We start from the raw sequence: 13,945 nt of genomic DNA, 5'->3' as shown, positions 1-13,945 counted from the left end.
CTTATGAATATCGTCACTCCGTTTCCTTCGATTAATATCAACACGGCGAACGTGCACACCGAAAGTGCTCGCCGTGATAATCAGTTACGTGAAGTGATCCCGCCACCTGCCGCTACCAAGCCGAGTAACGCAGAAAATAAAACCCTGAATGATGGCGACAAAACCAAGCAGCCGGGTTCTGAGGCGGGTACGTATGATGCAAAAGGGCGTCTGGCTGAAGACAAGGTGATTGAAGAACGTAAGCAAGGTGGTGAGCAAGAAGAGCCTGAACAATCAGAGCAAGAACAACAAGAAGCTAAACAAGAGCAGCAAAAAGAGCAAAAGGTTGCCCAGCAAAAGCAGCAAGATGCTGAGCAAATTAAAGAGCTAAAAGCCCGCGATACCGAAGTACGTATTCATGAGCAAGCTCATGCATCAGTGGGGGGGCAATATGCGGGCTCACCAAGCTATGAATATCAACGCGGTCCTGATGGTACGAACTATGCTGTGGGCGGCGAGGTGCAAATTGATGTTGCTGTAATTGAAGGCGACCCAAAAGCCACAATTGAAAAAATGCAGACGGTGCGTGCTGCAGCACTTGCACCACAAGAGCCTTCGAGTGCTGATCGTTCAATTGCCGCAGATGCCACGCAAAAGCTGATGGCAGCGCAAGCTGAGCTCGCCAGTCAATCAGCCGATGGCGATGTTGATTCAGGTAAATCGACCTTCAAAATAAACAGTGAGTATGGTGAAGATAGCGCTACTCAAACTAGCGAAACCAAAACAGCAAAGCGTGATGTTGAAGTAGACGAGCGCGCTGCACGTATTGCTAATTTTTATCAAGCAGCGACCTCGCCAAGTAATCAAAATCAGTTCTCTGCTTTTATTTAAGTTTCTAAAATAAAAAACCGCGTAAGTTTACACTTACGCGGTTTTTTTCGACTTATGCCTACAGCCTATTATTTTTTCACTTTTGCATTGGCAAATGCATCAGCAAAGGCATTACCCATGGCAACATTGCCAAATTCGCGTTTTTGTTTAGGTGCACTTTTCGCTTTCGCAGCTGGCTTAGGTTTGCTAGCTGATGCGGCTTTATTGCTGGTATCAACATCATCGTCTAAACGCATGGTAAAGCTAATACGTTTACGGGCAGCATCTACTTCAACTACTTTTACTTTTACAATATCGCCTGCTTTAACCACTTCACGTGGATCAGAGATAAACTTGTTCGTAATAGCAGAAATATGCACTAAACCGTCTTGGTGTACACCCACATCAACGAAGGCACCAAAGTTAGCAACGTTAGACACTACACCTTCTAAAATCATACCCGGTTTTAGGTCATTAATGGTTTCAACGCCAGCCTTAAACTCAGCTGTTTTAAACTCAGGACGCGGGTCACGACCCGGTTTATCAAGTTCTTTGATAATGTCGGTAACCGTTGGTAAGCCAAATTTTTCGTCTGTGTAGTCGTTTGCAACGAGCTTATTTAGGATGTCAGAGTTACCAATTAGGCTGTTTACATCTAAGCTGTTCTTCTCGCAGATACGCTTAACAACCGGGTATGCTTCAGGGTGAACTGACGAGTTATCAAGAGGATCTGAGCCTGTGCTGATACGTAAGAAACCGGCAGCTTGTTCAAAGGCTTTAGGCCCTAAACGTTCAACTTTTTTAAGTTCAGAACGTTTGCTAAATGAGCCATTGGCATCACGGTAGCTAACAATATTTTGCGCTAATGTTTTGTTTAAGCCAGACACGCGAGTCAATAGCGGCACCGACGCCATATTTAAGTCTACACCCACTGAGTTTACACAGTCTTCAACCACAGATGTTAGCGTTTGACCAAGTTGGCTTTGCGATACATCGTGCTGATATTGACCTACACCGATTGATTTAGGCTCAATTTTTACCAGCTCAGCAAGTGGGTCTTGTAAGCGGCGCGCGATAGACACAGCACCACGTAGTGAAACATCAAGGTTAGGGAATTCATTGGCGGCAAACTCAGACGCTGAATAAACAGAAGCGCCCGCTTCACTGACCATAATTTTATTTAGCTTAAGCTCACTGTTCGCTTTGATCAGCTCTGCAACTAACTTGTCAGATTCACGTGAAGCCGTACCATTACCAATAGCGATTAGCTCAACTTTATGCTGGCGGCATAGTTGTTCTAAAGTACGAAGTGATTTATCCCAATGATTTTGTGGTGCGTGCGGGAAAATTGTTTGTGTTGTTAACAGCTTGCCAGTGCTATCGACAACGGCAATTTTACAACCAGTACGCAGGCCAGGATCGAGACCTAACGTAGTACGTGGACCTGCAGGAGCGGCCATTAATAAATCTTTTAAGTTTTTAGCAAAAACGTCGATTGCGCCGGTTTCTGCTTTTTCGCGCATTGCACCTAAAAATTCATTCTCAAGGTGAAGGCTTAACTTAATTTTCCATGCCCATTGCACTACGCCCATTAACCAACTACTTGCAGCAGAATTGCTAACATCTAAGCGATAATGATCGGCAATCATTTGTGCACACACTTGCGCCGGATTTTCTGCGCCAGGCTCTGGGTTGATACTAAGTTGTAAGACGCCTTCATTACGCGCACGCAGCATAGCAAGTGCACGGTGTGATGGTACTTTTTTAAGTGGTTCTTGATGCTCAAAGTAGTCGCGGTACTTTACGCCTTCATTTTCTTGACCAGCGATTACAGTACTTTCAATCTGACCATGTTGTGCGATATGACTACGGAATTTAGCAAGTAGTTTGGCGTCTTCTGCAAAACGCTCCATTAAGATAAACTTAGCGCCATCTAACACCGCTTTATTATCTGCAAAGCCTGCATCGGCATTAATGTAGTCACTTGCTTGTTGTTCAGGGTCGAGGCTAGGGTTGTTAAATAGCGCATCGGCAAGCGGCTCAATACCCGCTTCAATGGCAATTTGTCCTTTTGTACGGCGCTTAGGTTTGAAAGGCAGATATAAATCTTCAAGCTCAGTTTTACTGTCAGCGTTATTAATATCAGCACTTAGCTCAGCAGTTAACTTGCCTTGCTCTTCGATAGTATTAAGGATAAAGCTGCGGCGCTCTTCTAATTCACGTAAATACGATAAACGCTGCTCAAGTAAACGTAATTGCGTGTCATCTAAGCCACCAGTTACTTCTTTACGATAACGGGCGATAAAAGGAACTGTGGCACCTTCATCAAGTAATTTGATTGCAGCAACAACTTGTGGTTGCTGGGCACTTAGCTCAGTTGCTAAGCGTGCAGAGATATTGCTCATGCATAACCCTTTTTAAAAATAGAAAATCAGTAAAACTGAAGATTAATTGCCTGAATAATATCACAATAAGAAGGCCTTAAAAGCACTGCTTTTAAGGCCTGCAAAAATAGTCTTACACAACGCGGGTTTTAACGCTTAGTGCGGGTGATCAACCTGCTGTAATACTTCGCTGAAGCCATTAGCAATTGGGTTGATATTAACAGGAATATGTAATTTTTTAGCAATTTCACGGGCTGAAATCAAACCACAAATTTCATGTTCAGCGCTGGTTACTAAAAGGAACATCATACCTTGGTGTTCCATAGTTTGCAGTGCATCGCCAATGCATGCATAGCTAATACTTTGTAAGCTTACACCAGCTAAGCTGCTAAGTGGTGTCATTACATGCTGCAAAGTAACTTCATTGCGATGTAAATTGAGGCGCTGAGCAAGAATCATGATTTTAGAGCTTTGTAAGTCAGCACTTGAAGTAATACCAATAAGCTTTTCGTCATTATCTACGACTAAAATAAAGTCAGAACAACGACTGCTGGTTTGTTTAAGTGCATCGACAATACTCAAATCATGATGTGCTCGCACAGGGTCTTTGCTTGTAAAGCTATTTAATACTTTTAGCGCTGGAGAAGTTAAGTCGAGGGTTGGTTCAACTTCGTTTACAGTATTAGATAAAGCACCATTAGAAATGTCTTGAAGACGTAATTCTTTGAATTTATTCATTTTGATCACCATACATTTTAATAAAACTGAAATAGAAAATTTGAGTTAATTAAAAAGCAGGTGGTCCTCGCTGGTGCGCGCTATAAACAGACACCTTATTACAAGGGGGAACATACGAAACAACAGGCGCATCTTGCAGTGGTTGGGCTACATTAGTGATGAACGCAGGAGTATGTTTATCGAGGTCGGTATCTAAGTTAGCAGGGTCTGCACTATCACACGCAATAAAATGAGCAGTTGGCGTAACACTGTCTGAGTGGCTTTCTATATCACTGGCGTAAGATATCAAACTCACACTAATTAATAGTGCGAATACAATGGCATTACTCATTATGCGTTGTATTGCGTTTGACATACTTACTACCTTCTAAAACTCAAGTAATGATTTATCTTGAGTACCTTTAGTTATAGATCACATTTTTAGACTAAACAATCACTAATTAACGCTTTCTGAATTTTCAGGGAAAATTAGTTTGCATCAGGATAAGTTATCTCGTTGATATACCATTCTTTTGCGCCTTCAGGCGTGATCACTGAAAAATCATCATCTACCTGTTTGCCAAGGAGCGCTCGAGCCATAGGTGCATCAATCGAAATGTAATCTTTGCGTTCGTAAATTTCGTCGGGGCCGACAATGCGAAAACGCTTTGTATCGCCTTGTTCATTCTCAATTTCGACCCAAGCACCAAAAAACACTTTACCTGCTTGTTGCGGGTTGTAGTCAACAATTTTAAGATCTGGCATGCGTTTACGAAGATAGCGCACACGTCGATCTATCTGTCGTAAAACACGCTTATTAAACTGATAATCTGCGTTTTCAGAACGGTCGCCCAAGCTTGCTGCCCAAGTCACAATTTTGGTAATTTCAGGGCGCTTTTCATGCCATAAGTAGTCATGTTCTTGTTGTAATTGCTGATACCCTTCTCGGGTTATTAAATTTGTCTTTGCCATTTTATTCAGCCTAAAAAGAAAACCAGCCGCAAGGTATAAAAGTCTTTTACCTTTGTCGAGTCGGATTTTGAAATGTTCAGTAACAATCTAAGCGCGTAATTCGTTTTTTATTCTTAACTTTTTCATTTATATTAATAAGTAACATATTACAAAAAGAATGAAAGTTATGGGACACGAAACGACAAAAGTATTGGTTGTTGATGACGATATGCGCTTACGTAGTTTGCTAGAGCGTTACCTTGTAGAACAAGGCTTTATTGTTCGCTCAGCAGCAAATTCAGAGCAGATGGATCGCTTATTAGAGCGCGAGAACTTCCACTTGATTGTATTAGATTTAATGTTGCCAGGTGAAGATGGGTTATCAATTTGCCGTCGTTTACGCCAAAAAGAAAATGACATTCCAATTGTAATGCTTACAGCCAAAGGCGATGAAGTTGACCGTATAATCGGTTTAGAGCTTGGTGCTGATGATTACATTCCTAAACCATTCAACCCACGTGAACTGTTAGCGCGTATTAAAGCAATTTTACGTCGTCGTGCGAAAGAAGTGCCAGGTGCGCCTGCTGCCGAAGAAAACGAAATTAGCTTTGGTGACTTCACACTAAACCTTGCGACCCGCGAAATGAGCCATGGTGATAAAACAATGTCGTTAACCAGTGGTGAGTTTGCGGTATTAAAAGCATTAGTGACTCATCCTCGTGAACCGCTTAGTCGCGATAAACTGATGAACTTAGCGCGCGGTCGTGATTACAGTGCGCTTGAGCGCAGTATCGATGTGCAGGTTTCACGCTTACGCCGGATGATCGAAGTTGATGCCGCTAACCCGCGTTATATACAAACAGTATGGGGCTTAGGCTACGTATTTGTGCCAGACGGTGAAAAATAACAGTAATGGGCATGTTTCCACGTAGTGCGTTTGGACAAACGGTATTTTTGGTTGCAGCCCTGCTGTTAATCAATCAAATTGTCTCTTATATCACGGTCAGTTTTTATGTTGTTAAACCAACTATAGAACAAGTAAACCTGATCCTATCTAAACAGGTGAAAACCGTGTTTATTGAATGGGAAGAAGGGGTTGAGGTAAGCAAGGAAGCCTCAGACAAGTTTTTTGAGATCACCGGCATCGAGGTCATGACCCAGCGCCAAGCAATGAGTCAGGGTTTGGCTGAAACTCGTGAGTACTCAATGCTATCGCGAAGCATGTCGAAAGAGCTCAATGGTTCTGCTCGGGTACGTATTAGCCAAACCGACCCACTTGTTTATTGGGTTGAAGCTCCACAAGCACCGGGTTATTGGGTACGCGTGCCGCTCACCGGCCTGCAAGAAAACAACCTAAAATTCTTAACCTTTTATTTATCGAGTATTGGCTTTTTAAGTGTGCTCGGTGGTTGGTTGTTTGCCCGCCATCTAAATAGACCTTTAAAAGCACTGCAACAAGCCGCTGTTAAAGTAGGGGTAGGTGACTTTTCTACCAAATTAGAAGAACAAGGTTCTACAGAAGTCATTGAAGTAACCCGTGCGTTTAACCAAATGTCGCGTGGTATTGCAGCTCTTGAGAACGACCGTCGGTTATTAATGGCAGGTGTTTCTCATGACTTGCGCACGCCGCTTACACGAATTCGCCTTGCCACCGAAATGATGTCGGACGATGAAGATTACCTGCGTGAAGGGATCATTCATGATATTGAAGACATGAATGCCATTATCGACCAATTCATTGAGTATTTACGCCACCACAAACGTGAAGAACTTGAGCTAGAAGACTTAAACGCGATTGTGTCAGAAGTTGTCGAAGCTGAACAAAAACATCACCGCACTATTACCTTTAAAGAGAATCCGAGCTTAAGTGAAGTGCCAGTGAGTATGGTGGCAATAAAGCGTGTTGTTACTAATATGATTGAAAACGCAATTCGCTATTCAGATGGTGATATAGAGGTTGAAACCCGCGTGAGCAGTAATAAAAAGTTTGCCATAGTCGTGGTTAACGATCATGGCCCGGGGATCCCTGAAAGCGAACTTGAAACTGTATTTGAACCGTTTAAACAAGGTGATGCCGCTCGCGGTAGCGAAGGCAGTGGCTTAGGCCTTGCGATTATTAAACGTATTGTCGATATGCACGGCGGCCGAGTACAACTACTTAATCGCCCAGAAGGTGGCCTTAGCGCACAAATTTATTTGCCTTTTTAAAAGTATTTAGCTTTAAGCTATAAGTTTTAAGCAGCCCGAGTGGGCTGCTTTTTTATGGCAATAAAAAAGCGCGACATCAAATGCCGCGCTCTTTTTTACTTGAAGCTTAAAACTTTCAGCTTTTAGCTTAGATTGCTTTAAAACGAATCGCTGTGCCGCCGCTGGTGGCAAGCTTTAACGTTAGCTTATCATCAGCAGTCACTATGCGTTTTTCTACTTTTAAGTCGTAAGGGTTATTTACCCATTCAGCTTTGTCACCGTCACGGTAGATTTGCGCTTCAAACTTTTTACCTTTATCTAAGAAGTCTAACTTCACTTCTAAAGTGCGGGCTTTTTCGTCTGTAACAGCACCTAGATACCAGTCGTTACCTGAGTATTGATCACGCTTGCGTTCTTTACGTGCAAATACAACGAAATCGCCAACTTCACCTTGTAGTGCAATACTTTGTTGCCAATCAGTTGGTACATCCTGAATAAACTGGAATGCATCTGGCTTCGCTAAATAATTACGTGGTAAATCTGCCGCCATTTGAATTGGGCTGTACATTACAACGTATAGCGCTAATTGCTTCGCTAGGGTTGTTTGTGGGCGGTTGGTATCAGCACCTAAACCGTTAAAGCCCATATCAAAAATACCTGGCGTAAAGTCCATTGGGCCTGCAAGCATTCGCGTGAAAGCTAGCATTGGAATATGCTCTGGTGGGTTCGGCGGTGTACCCCATGCGTTAAACTCTTGACCACGGGCACCTTCACGAGCAATCCAGTTCGGGTATGTACGACGTAGGCCGGTATCTTTCACAGGCTCATGCGTGTTGATACTAATTTTATGTTTTGCAGCAAGTTTTACGTTGTGTAGGTATTCATTAACCATGAACTGACCATCGTGCCACTCTTTGCGTACAATACCATTTTCATCGATACGCTTGATGTTACCACCGTCAGCGACATAACCTGTTTTAACTTGGCTTACATTTGATTTTTCGTATAACGCAAATGCATCTTCCATTTGGTTACGGTAGTTGGTCACGTTACCCGACGTTTCGTGGTGACCGATTAATTGTACGCCTTTTTCTTTGCCGTAACGTGTCAGCTCTTCAATATCAAAGTCGTCATAAGGTTGTGTAAAGCTAAAAACGTCACCGTTATAGAACCAGTCGCCATCCCAGCCAATATTCCAGCCTTCGACTAGCACGCCATCGAAGCCATATTTAGCAGCGAAGTCCATGTAATATTTCGTGTTTGCAGTGGTTGCACCATGAATTTTACCGCTACCCCAAGTATTTTCATTGATGTGCATACCCCACCAAATACCTACGTATTTACCCGGTTTAACCCAAGATACATCACCCAGCTTATTTGGCTCATTTAGGTTTAAGATGATATCTGAGTTGATTAAATCAACGGCTTCATCACCAATTTGAATTGTACGCCAAGGAGTATTAAATGCGCCGTGCTTTTTAACCGCTACACCGTCTGACCAAGGTGTTAAATCGGCTTGGAAGGTACCATCACGACGTTGATTTAACACCATGCCTGCATAATCAACAAGGGCAGCTTCGTGAATACTAATATGCACACCCTCTTTATTTTTTATAGTAAATGGTGTGTGTACAAGTGCTGCTTTATGAAGTGGGGTGGTGTTATAAACATATTCATATCGGTTCCAACCACGCGCGGGGATCCACCAAGCCGTTGCATCTGATGAGTCTGTAATAGCAAACTCTGTAAGTTCTTTAGTGATTTCTACATCATCATAGCCAGCTTGTTTTGGTAATTCGTATCGAAAACCTACACCATCATTAAAAGCGCGAAAACGTACCGTAAACGTGCCACCTTGTGGTTGTGGTTTTTTAAAAGTAACAGCGACTTCGTTATGGTTATCAACTACTGTTTGGCGCTCACCCCAAGGTTGCTCCCAGCTGCTTTTTACCGAATCAGTGGTTTGACTGCTAATTTTGTAACCTTCGCTCATTGCTGGTTGTTGTTTAAAAACAAGGCCTAACGAAGAGTTAGCAATGACTTGTTTACCTGCAAAGCTGATTTCGTAGCTAGGTGTGTGTTGCTCATCTGAGATAGTTACTTTGATCTGCCCATCAGGTGAACTGACGGTTGTGGTTTGTGCTAGGCAAGTACCTGAAAAGGCTGCTAACATTAAGGCAGTTAATCGCATTATTGTTCCTTGGCGGCTTATGGTTATGGATTGTTGTCACGTATTCACATACATCCTTAAAGCATAAAGTGACTTGCCGGTTAATACGAGAGATCTGCATACGTATTCAACAAAGTGAACGCTGCGATATCAGCCCTGCACCTAAAAAGGTTAAGCAAAATGATAAGAATAACCCTGTTGCTACTATTGTTTAGTCAAAGTTTATTGGCACAGCAAATACAGATAGTTGATAAGCAGAATCAGCCAGTCAAGAATGCCGTGGTTTGGCTCAAAGGTTCAAAACAGCTTGCTGTTGCTGATAGTCACTATACCATGAGCCAAAAAGAACGTGCCTTTGTGCCTCATGTGCTGGCAGTGCCACAAGGGGCAAATGTTGAATTTCCTAACCTTGATTCAATCATGCACCACGTTTATTCATTTTCTAAAACAAAGCAATTTGAGTTAAAGCTTTACCATGATAAACCCGAAAAACCGATTAACTTTGCACAATCGGGGGTTGTTGAGCTTGGCTGTAACATTCATGACTGGATGCTGGGTTACATTGTGGTCGTCGATGGTGGGATCTATGGGCAAACAGATGATCAAGGTATGGTTGAATTAAGCTTACCTGAAAGTAAGTTTACTTTGGCTGTTTGGCATGACCGCTTTAATGATATCAGTACACCAGAAACTATCGAGATAACGAACAATGCAAAGTCGTTGAGCTATCAGTTAAAGCAAAACTTATTACCAAAATTAGAACTAAGCAGTGACGAGTTTGATGACTATGAATAAATGGCAAGCCTTGCTATTGGCGAGTGTTTTTGGGTTGCCTGCAGTGGTATATGCTGAGCATGATGGGCTGGTAACTGTTTCGGCTGTGCGTGGTGACCAACTAGCGAGCTATCAGCGTAAAGGAATTGGCTTATACCGTTATGACCAAGAGCATGATGGTGTTGTGATATCCCAAGCTATGCTGAGTAGTCGTTTTGAGTTAAATAGCGATTGGTCTGCGCACACAGTACTTAACGTTCATCCTGATCCAGAACTAACAGTTGGTTTAACTCAGGCTTATTTGCAATATCAGCCTCTTACAGCTAGTCGTTATAAATGGACAGTGAAAGGAGGTGGCTTTTATCCCAAAATGTCGCTTGAGAACCCGCAAAATGGCTGGATGTCACCTTATAACTACACTAATTCTGCGATTAATACTTGGATTGGCGAAGAAGTGCGGGCCTTTGGTTTAGAGGCAAACATTAAGCGCCCAGGTAGGCAATTTAGAAGTAATCATAGTTTTGAAGGCTTTGCTGCGGTTTTTAAAGGCAACGATCCTGCTGGGACGTTGCTGTCATGGCGTGGCTTTGCTATGCATGACAGGCAGACTACGTTCAATGAACAAATTGATTTTGCTGTTCCACGTTCATTTGAATGGTCGCAGCTAGATAAGCAAGCCGAGCACGTGCAGCCTTTCGAAGAAGTAGATGGGCGTTTTGGCTATTACGTTGGCGCTCATTGGGATTATCAAAAAAAATCACAATTACGTGTCTATTATTATGACAACAATGGCGATCCAGGTGCTTTGAATACCCGTACTGGTCAATATGCGTGGGATACACGCTTTTTAAGCGCGGCATGGTTGTATAAGTTTAATAAGCAAACACGCATTATTGTACAGCTCCTTGATGGTAAAACTGCGATGGGCACAAATCGTGGGGTAGACAATGATTTTTATAGCCATTTTGTTTTATTAAGCCACAAGTTAGACCAGCATCGTCTCACAATTAGGTATGATTATTTCAAGGTTAGCGATCATGATGATTGGCAATTTGATCCTAACCAAAGTCGTGGAGAAGCTTTAACCGCAAGTTGGCGTTATCAACTGTCAACCAAGTGGCAAGTAGGTGCTGAATATTCAGTGCTGAGCAGTGACGCTCAAAACAGACCAGGTATGGGATTTAATGAGCATAACTCGCAGCAGCAATTTCAGCTTTCAGCGAGTTGGCACTTTTAATTTCATACAGTTTTATATTTTTCAGCTAAGATTCAATAAGCATGCTGGTTTCGATTTTTAATTAGGAAAATGTATGAATTTACAAAGCATTCGCGTTAAAAGTTCCCTACCGATTATTTTGTTAGGCATTGCCATTCTTATTCTAATTGCAGGCTACACTTATCTTATCAGTTTGCAAAAACAAGCTGTTGACGCGCAATCAGAACGATTTTTGAATGCGATTTCGGTCGTTGTTAATGCTGATAGAGATATTTACCAAGCAAAGGTTGCCGAGCTTACTCTTGTTACAAGCAGTAACACAGATAAAACTTATCTAAATGAACATCAAGAAAATGCCGATCAAGTTAAAGAGCGCTTTGGGCAATACTTGTCTTACATGTCACCTTACACCGAGGTAGTCGACCGGTTCCGTCATTTTGATAGCGCATTTGATTCATGGTATTCGGCATCAAAAAACTTTATTAATGACCCACAAAACAGTGAAAAAAAGCAGATTGCTGAACAAACATTTTCAGCACTGAGGGATATTTTAGATAAAGCAGGCGAAGCAGCAGATAAAACATCAAAATCTGAAACTGAGAAGTTAATGGATGGTGTTATCAGCTTTAAAGTTAAACTAATGATAATGATCGCTATCGTTTTACTTGTCGCTGGTTGGTTTAGCTATTATGTACCTCGACAACTCACGAAGCAGATTAACTTTGTGACAGAGCGAATTAATGAGATTGCGTCGGGAGATGGTGATTTAACAGGCCGTATCAATGTAAAAACACAAGACGAGTTTGCAGAACTTGCGACGGCTTTTAACGGGTTTTTAGATAACCTACAACAACTTATCAAAGACATACTTGGACAGGCTAAAGAGCTGCATAATTTAGGTCGTGACCTTGATAATTTTGCTAATCAGAACCATCAAATAAATCAAAAGCTTAGCCAAGCATCTGAATCAATAGTTAGTGCAGTACATGAAATGAGCGTTGCAAGTCGTGAGGTTGCAGGTGTGGCACAAAACTCATCCCATGAAGCTGACAACTCACAGCAACTGGCTAAACAAGGCTTGGCTGCGGTTGATAACTCGAGTCGAAAAATTGTTGCCTTGTCAGATAATATGGAACATGCCAGCCAACGTTCCACTGAACTGCAACAAAGCTCAGACAACATTGCTAAAGTGCTTGAAGTTATTCGCGCTATAGCTGAGCAAACTAACTTACTTGCACTCAATGCTGCAATTGAAGCTGCGCGAGCTGGTGAGCAAGGGCGAGGTTTTGCGGTGGTTGCAGATGAGGTTCGCACCCTAGCAACTCGGACCCAAGAAAGCACTAATGATATTCAAACTATGGTTGAGCAATTTGCAGCCAGTGTTGAGCAATCCTTACAGGCGATTAATAGTGGTAAGCGTTTTGCTGATGAAGCAGTAGAGTCGTTTACCCAAACTAACGATATACTTAACTCGATGCAAGAATCATCGGTCAAAGTAAATGATATGGCGATGCAAACAGCACAAGCAACTGAAGAGCAAACTGCTGTGGCAGATGAAATTAGTCAAAACCTGTCTGATCTAAACGATCAAACCCAACATGGAGGCGGGTTAGCGAGTTCAACACAAGAGGTCGCTAACCGTATGAATCAGCTTACTGACGAACTGAATCAGCTAGTTAATAGATTTAAGGTTTAATACAACAAAAAAGGGCTCAATGAGCCCTTTTTTCATTTAGTCAAAACGCTTACTTTTTCTCGAAAGCACGTTTCATATAATTAGGTGTGGCTAATGCACCGTGGTGAATACCTGCATTATAGTATTCAGTGCTTTGCGCAAGTTTATTGGCATCATCTTCACGAAAACCAGCGAACGCTTCTGACTTACGAGCAAGCGTTACAGACCATAAACCACTTGGATAAATTGGTTGTGGGAAAGGCAGCGTTTGTAAGTCAACAAAGCCCACTTCAGTCATTGCATCACGCATTTCAACTAAAAGTGGCATGTGCATAAGTGGCGATTCACTTTGTTGAATTAAGATGCCACCCGGGCGAAGTGCAGTTAAACAGCTGGTATAGAAAGCGTGGTTAAATAAACCTTCGCCTGGGCCAACTGGATCTGTACCATCAACAATTACTACATCGATTGATTCTGGGGCTGCTTCGCGCATGTACTTGATGCCGTCATCAAACATCACTGTAGCACGCGGATCTTGATTTGATTCACACAGCTCAGGGAAGTATTTAAGTGACATTTGTGTCACGACTTCGTCGATATCAATTTGCGTTACGTTTTCAACACTTGGGTGTTTTAATACTTCGCGTAAAGTACCGCAGTCACCACCACCAATGATCACAACATTTTTTGGATTTGGGTGTGCAAGCAATGCCGGATGGCTGATCATCTCGTGGTAAAAAAAGTTTTCACGGCTACTTACCATAGTGCAACCGTCAATAATCATCAGATTACCGAAGTCAGTTGTTTCGTACATTTCTACTTTTTGAAATGGCGATTGCTGTTCATCAAGCTTTTTAGTAATGCGTAATGAAAAGGCACTACCATCACGGTCACTAATTTCAGTGAACCAGTTATTTTGATCTAAATTAGCCATCTTGCTTATACACTTTTGGTTAATGGTAAAAAAGGGGTGCAATTCTGCCAGTGCTTGGCTAATTGCTCAATCAAATTTTAATCAGTAT

12 protein-coding genes are annotated in these 13,945 nt (G+C 42.3%); 6 read left to right on the top strand and 6 right to left on the bottom strand.

Annotated elements, in window-relative coordinates:
• Window positions 1–3 precede the first annotated feature (3 nt).
• Entirely contained in the window at window positions 4–870 is an 867-nt protein-coding gene (locus AOG27_RS18305; RefSeq protein ID WP_054554433.1) for a putative metalloprotease CJM1_0395 family protein, read from the top strand.
• Window positions 871–938: 68 nt separating this feature from the next.
• Here the strand turns inward: AOG27_RS18305 and AOG27_RS18300 are convergent, their stop codons facing one another.
• The 4 genes from AOG27_RS18300 to greB form a co-directional block, all read right to left on the bottom strand.
• On the bottom strand, window positions 939–3,254 hold the full coding sequence (locus AOG27_RS18300; protein WP_054554432.1) for a Tex family protein: 2,316 nt from the start codon (window positions 3,252–3,254) through the stop codon (window positions 939–941).
• 135 nt (window positions 3,255–3,389) lie between these two features.
• The gene (locus AOG27_RS18295) at window positions 3,390–3,971 is read right to left on the bottom strand and encodes a CBS domain-containing protein (RefSeq protein WP_054554431.1); all 582 of its coding nucleotides are present in this window, start codon (window positions 3,969–3,971) and stop codon (window positions 3,390–3,392) included.
• 49 nt (window positions 3,972–4,020) lie between these two features.
• Window positions 4,021–4,326 carry a hypothetical protein gene (locus tag AOG27_RS18290; protein ID WP_054554430.1) on the bottom strand — a complete coding sequence of 102 codons (306 nt, stop codon included), beginning with the start codon at window positions 4,324–4,326 and terminating at the stop codon, window positions 4,021–4,023.
• A 113-nt stretch (window positions 4,327–4,439) separates the two neighbouring features.
• Window positions 4,440–4,922, bottom strand: coding sequence for a transcription elongation factor GreB (gene greB, locus AOG27_RS18285; protein ID WP_054554429.1), 483 nt, complete (start codon window positions 4,920–4,922; stop codon window positions 4,440–4,442).
• A 166-nt stretch (window positions 4,923–5,088) separates the two neighbouring features.
• On the opposite strand from greB, the gene ompR reads away from it, so the two are divergent.
• Both ompR and envZ read left to right on the top strand, forming a co-directional pair.
• Entirely contained in the window at window positions 5,089–5,808 is a 720-nt protein-coding gene (gene ompR / locus AOG27_RS18280) for a two-component system response regulator OmpR (RefSeq protein ID WP_054554428.1), read from the top strand.
• A 5-nt stretch (window positions 5,809–5,813) separates the two neighbouring features.
• Window positions 5,814–7,109 (top strand): two-component system sensor histidine kinase EnvZ, encoded by a 1,296-nt coding sequence (gene envZ, locus AOG27_RS18275; RefSeq protein WP_054554427.1) that lies wholly within the window; start codon window positions 5,814–5,816, stop codon window positions 7,107–7,109.
• A gap of 127 nt (window positions 7,110–7,236) precedes the next feature.
• Here envZ and AOG27_RS18270 read toward each other — a convergent pair whose 3' ends face one another.
• Window positions 7,237–9,279 (bottom strand): glycoside hydrolase family 97 protein, encoded by a 2,043-nt coding sequence (locus AOG27_RS18270; RefSeq protein WP_054554426.1) that lies wholly within the window; start codon window positions 9,277–9,279, stop codon window positions 7,237–7,239.
• A 159-nt stretch (window positions 9,280–9,438) separates the two neighbouring features.
• On the opposite strand from AOG27_RS18270, the gene AOG27_RS18265 reads away from it, so the two are divergent.
• The 3 genes from AOG27_RS18265 (at window position 9,439) to AOG27_RS18255 (ending at window position 12,944) form a co-directional block, all read left to right on the top strand.
• The gene (locus AOG27_RS18265; protein WP_054554425.1) at window positions 9,439–10,053 is read left to right on the top strand and encodes a methylamine utilization protein; all 615 of its coding nucleotides are present in this window, start codon (window positions 9,439–9,441) and stop codon (window positions 10,051–10,053) included.
• Window positions 10,040–11,269 (top strand): hypothetical protein, encoded by a 1,230-nt coding sequence (locus AOG27_RS18260; RefSeq protein WP_054554424.1) that lies wholly within the window; start codon window positions 10,040–10,042, stop codon window positions 11,267–11,269. The genes AOG27_RS18265 and AOG27_RS18260 overlap by 14 nt, the downstream gene beginning before the upstream one ends.
• Window positions 11,270–11,342: 73 nt before the next feature.
• Complete coding sequence (locus AOG27_RS18255) at window positions 11,343–12,944, top strand: methyl-accepting chemotaxis protein (RefSeq protein WP_054554423.1); 1,602 nt, start codon at window positions 11,343–11,345, stop codon at window positions 12,942–12,944.
• A gap of 49 nt (window positions 12,945–12,993) precedes the next feature.
• Here AOG27_RS18255 and speE read toward each other — a convergent pair whose 3' ends face one another.
• Window positions 12,994–13,857, bottom strand: a complete 864-nt coding sequence (gene speE, locus AOG27_RS18250) for a polyamine aminopropyltransferase (RefSeq protein ID WP_054554422.1) — start codon at window positions 13,855–13,857, stop codon at window positions 12,994–12,996.
• Between the last annotated feature and the right edge of the window lie 88 nt (window positions 13,858–13,945).

Origin of the sequence: Pseudoalteromonas lipolytica, from assembly GCF_001306915.1 — a bacterium.
Lineage (GTDB): Bacteria > Pseudomonadota > Gammaproteobacteria > Enterobacterales > Alteromonadaceae > Pseudoalteromonas > Pseudoalteromonas simplex.
The sequence above is the reverse complement of the archived record's forward strand: the minus strand, read 5'-3'. Positions and strand labels throughout refer to the sequence as shown.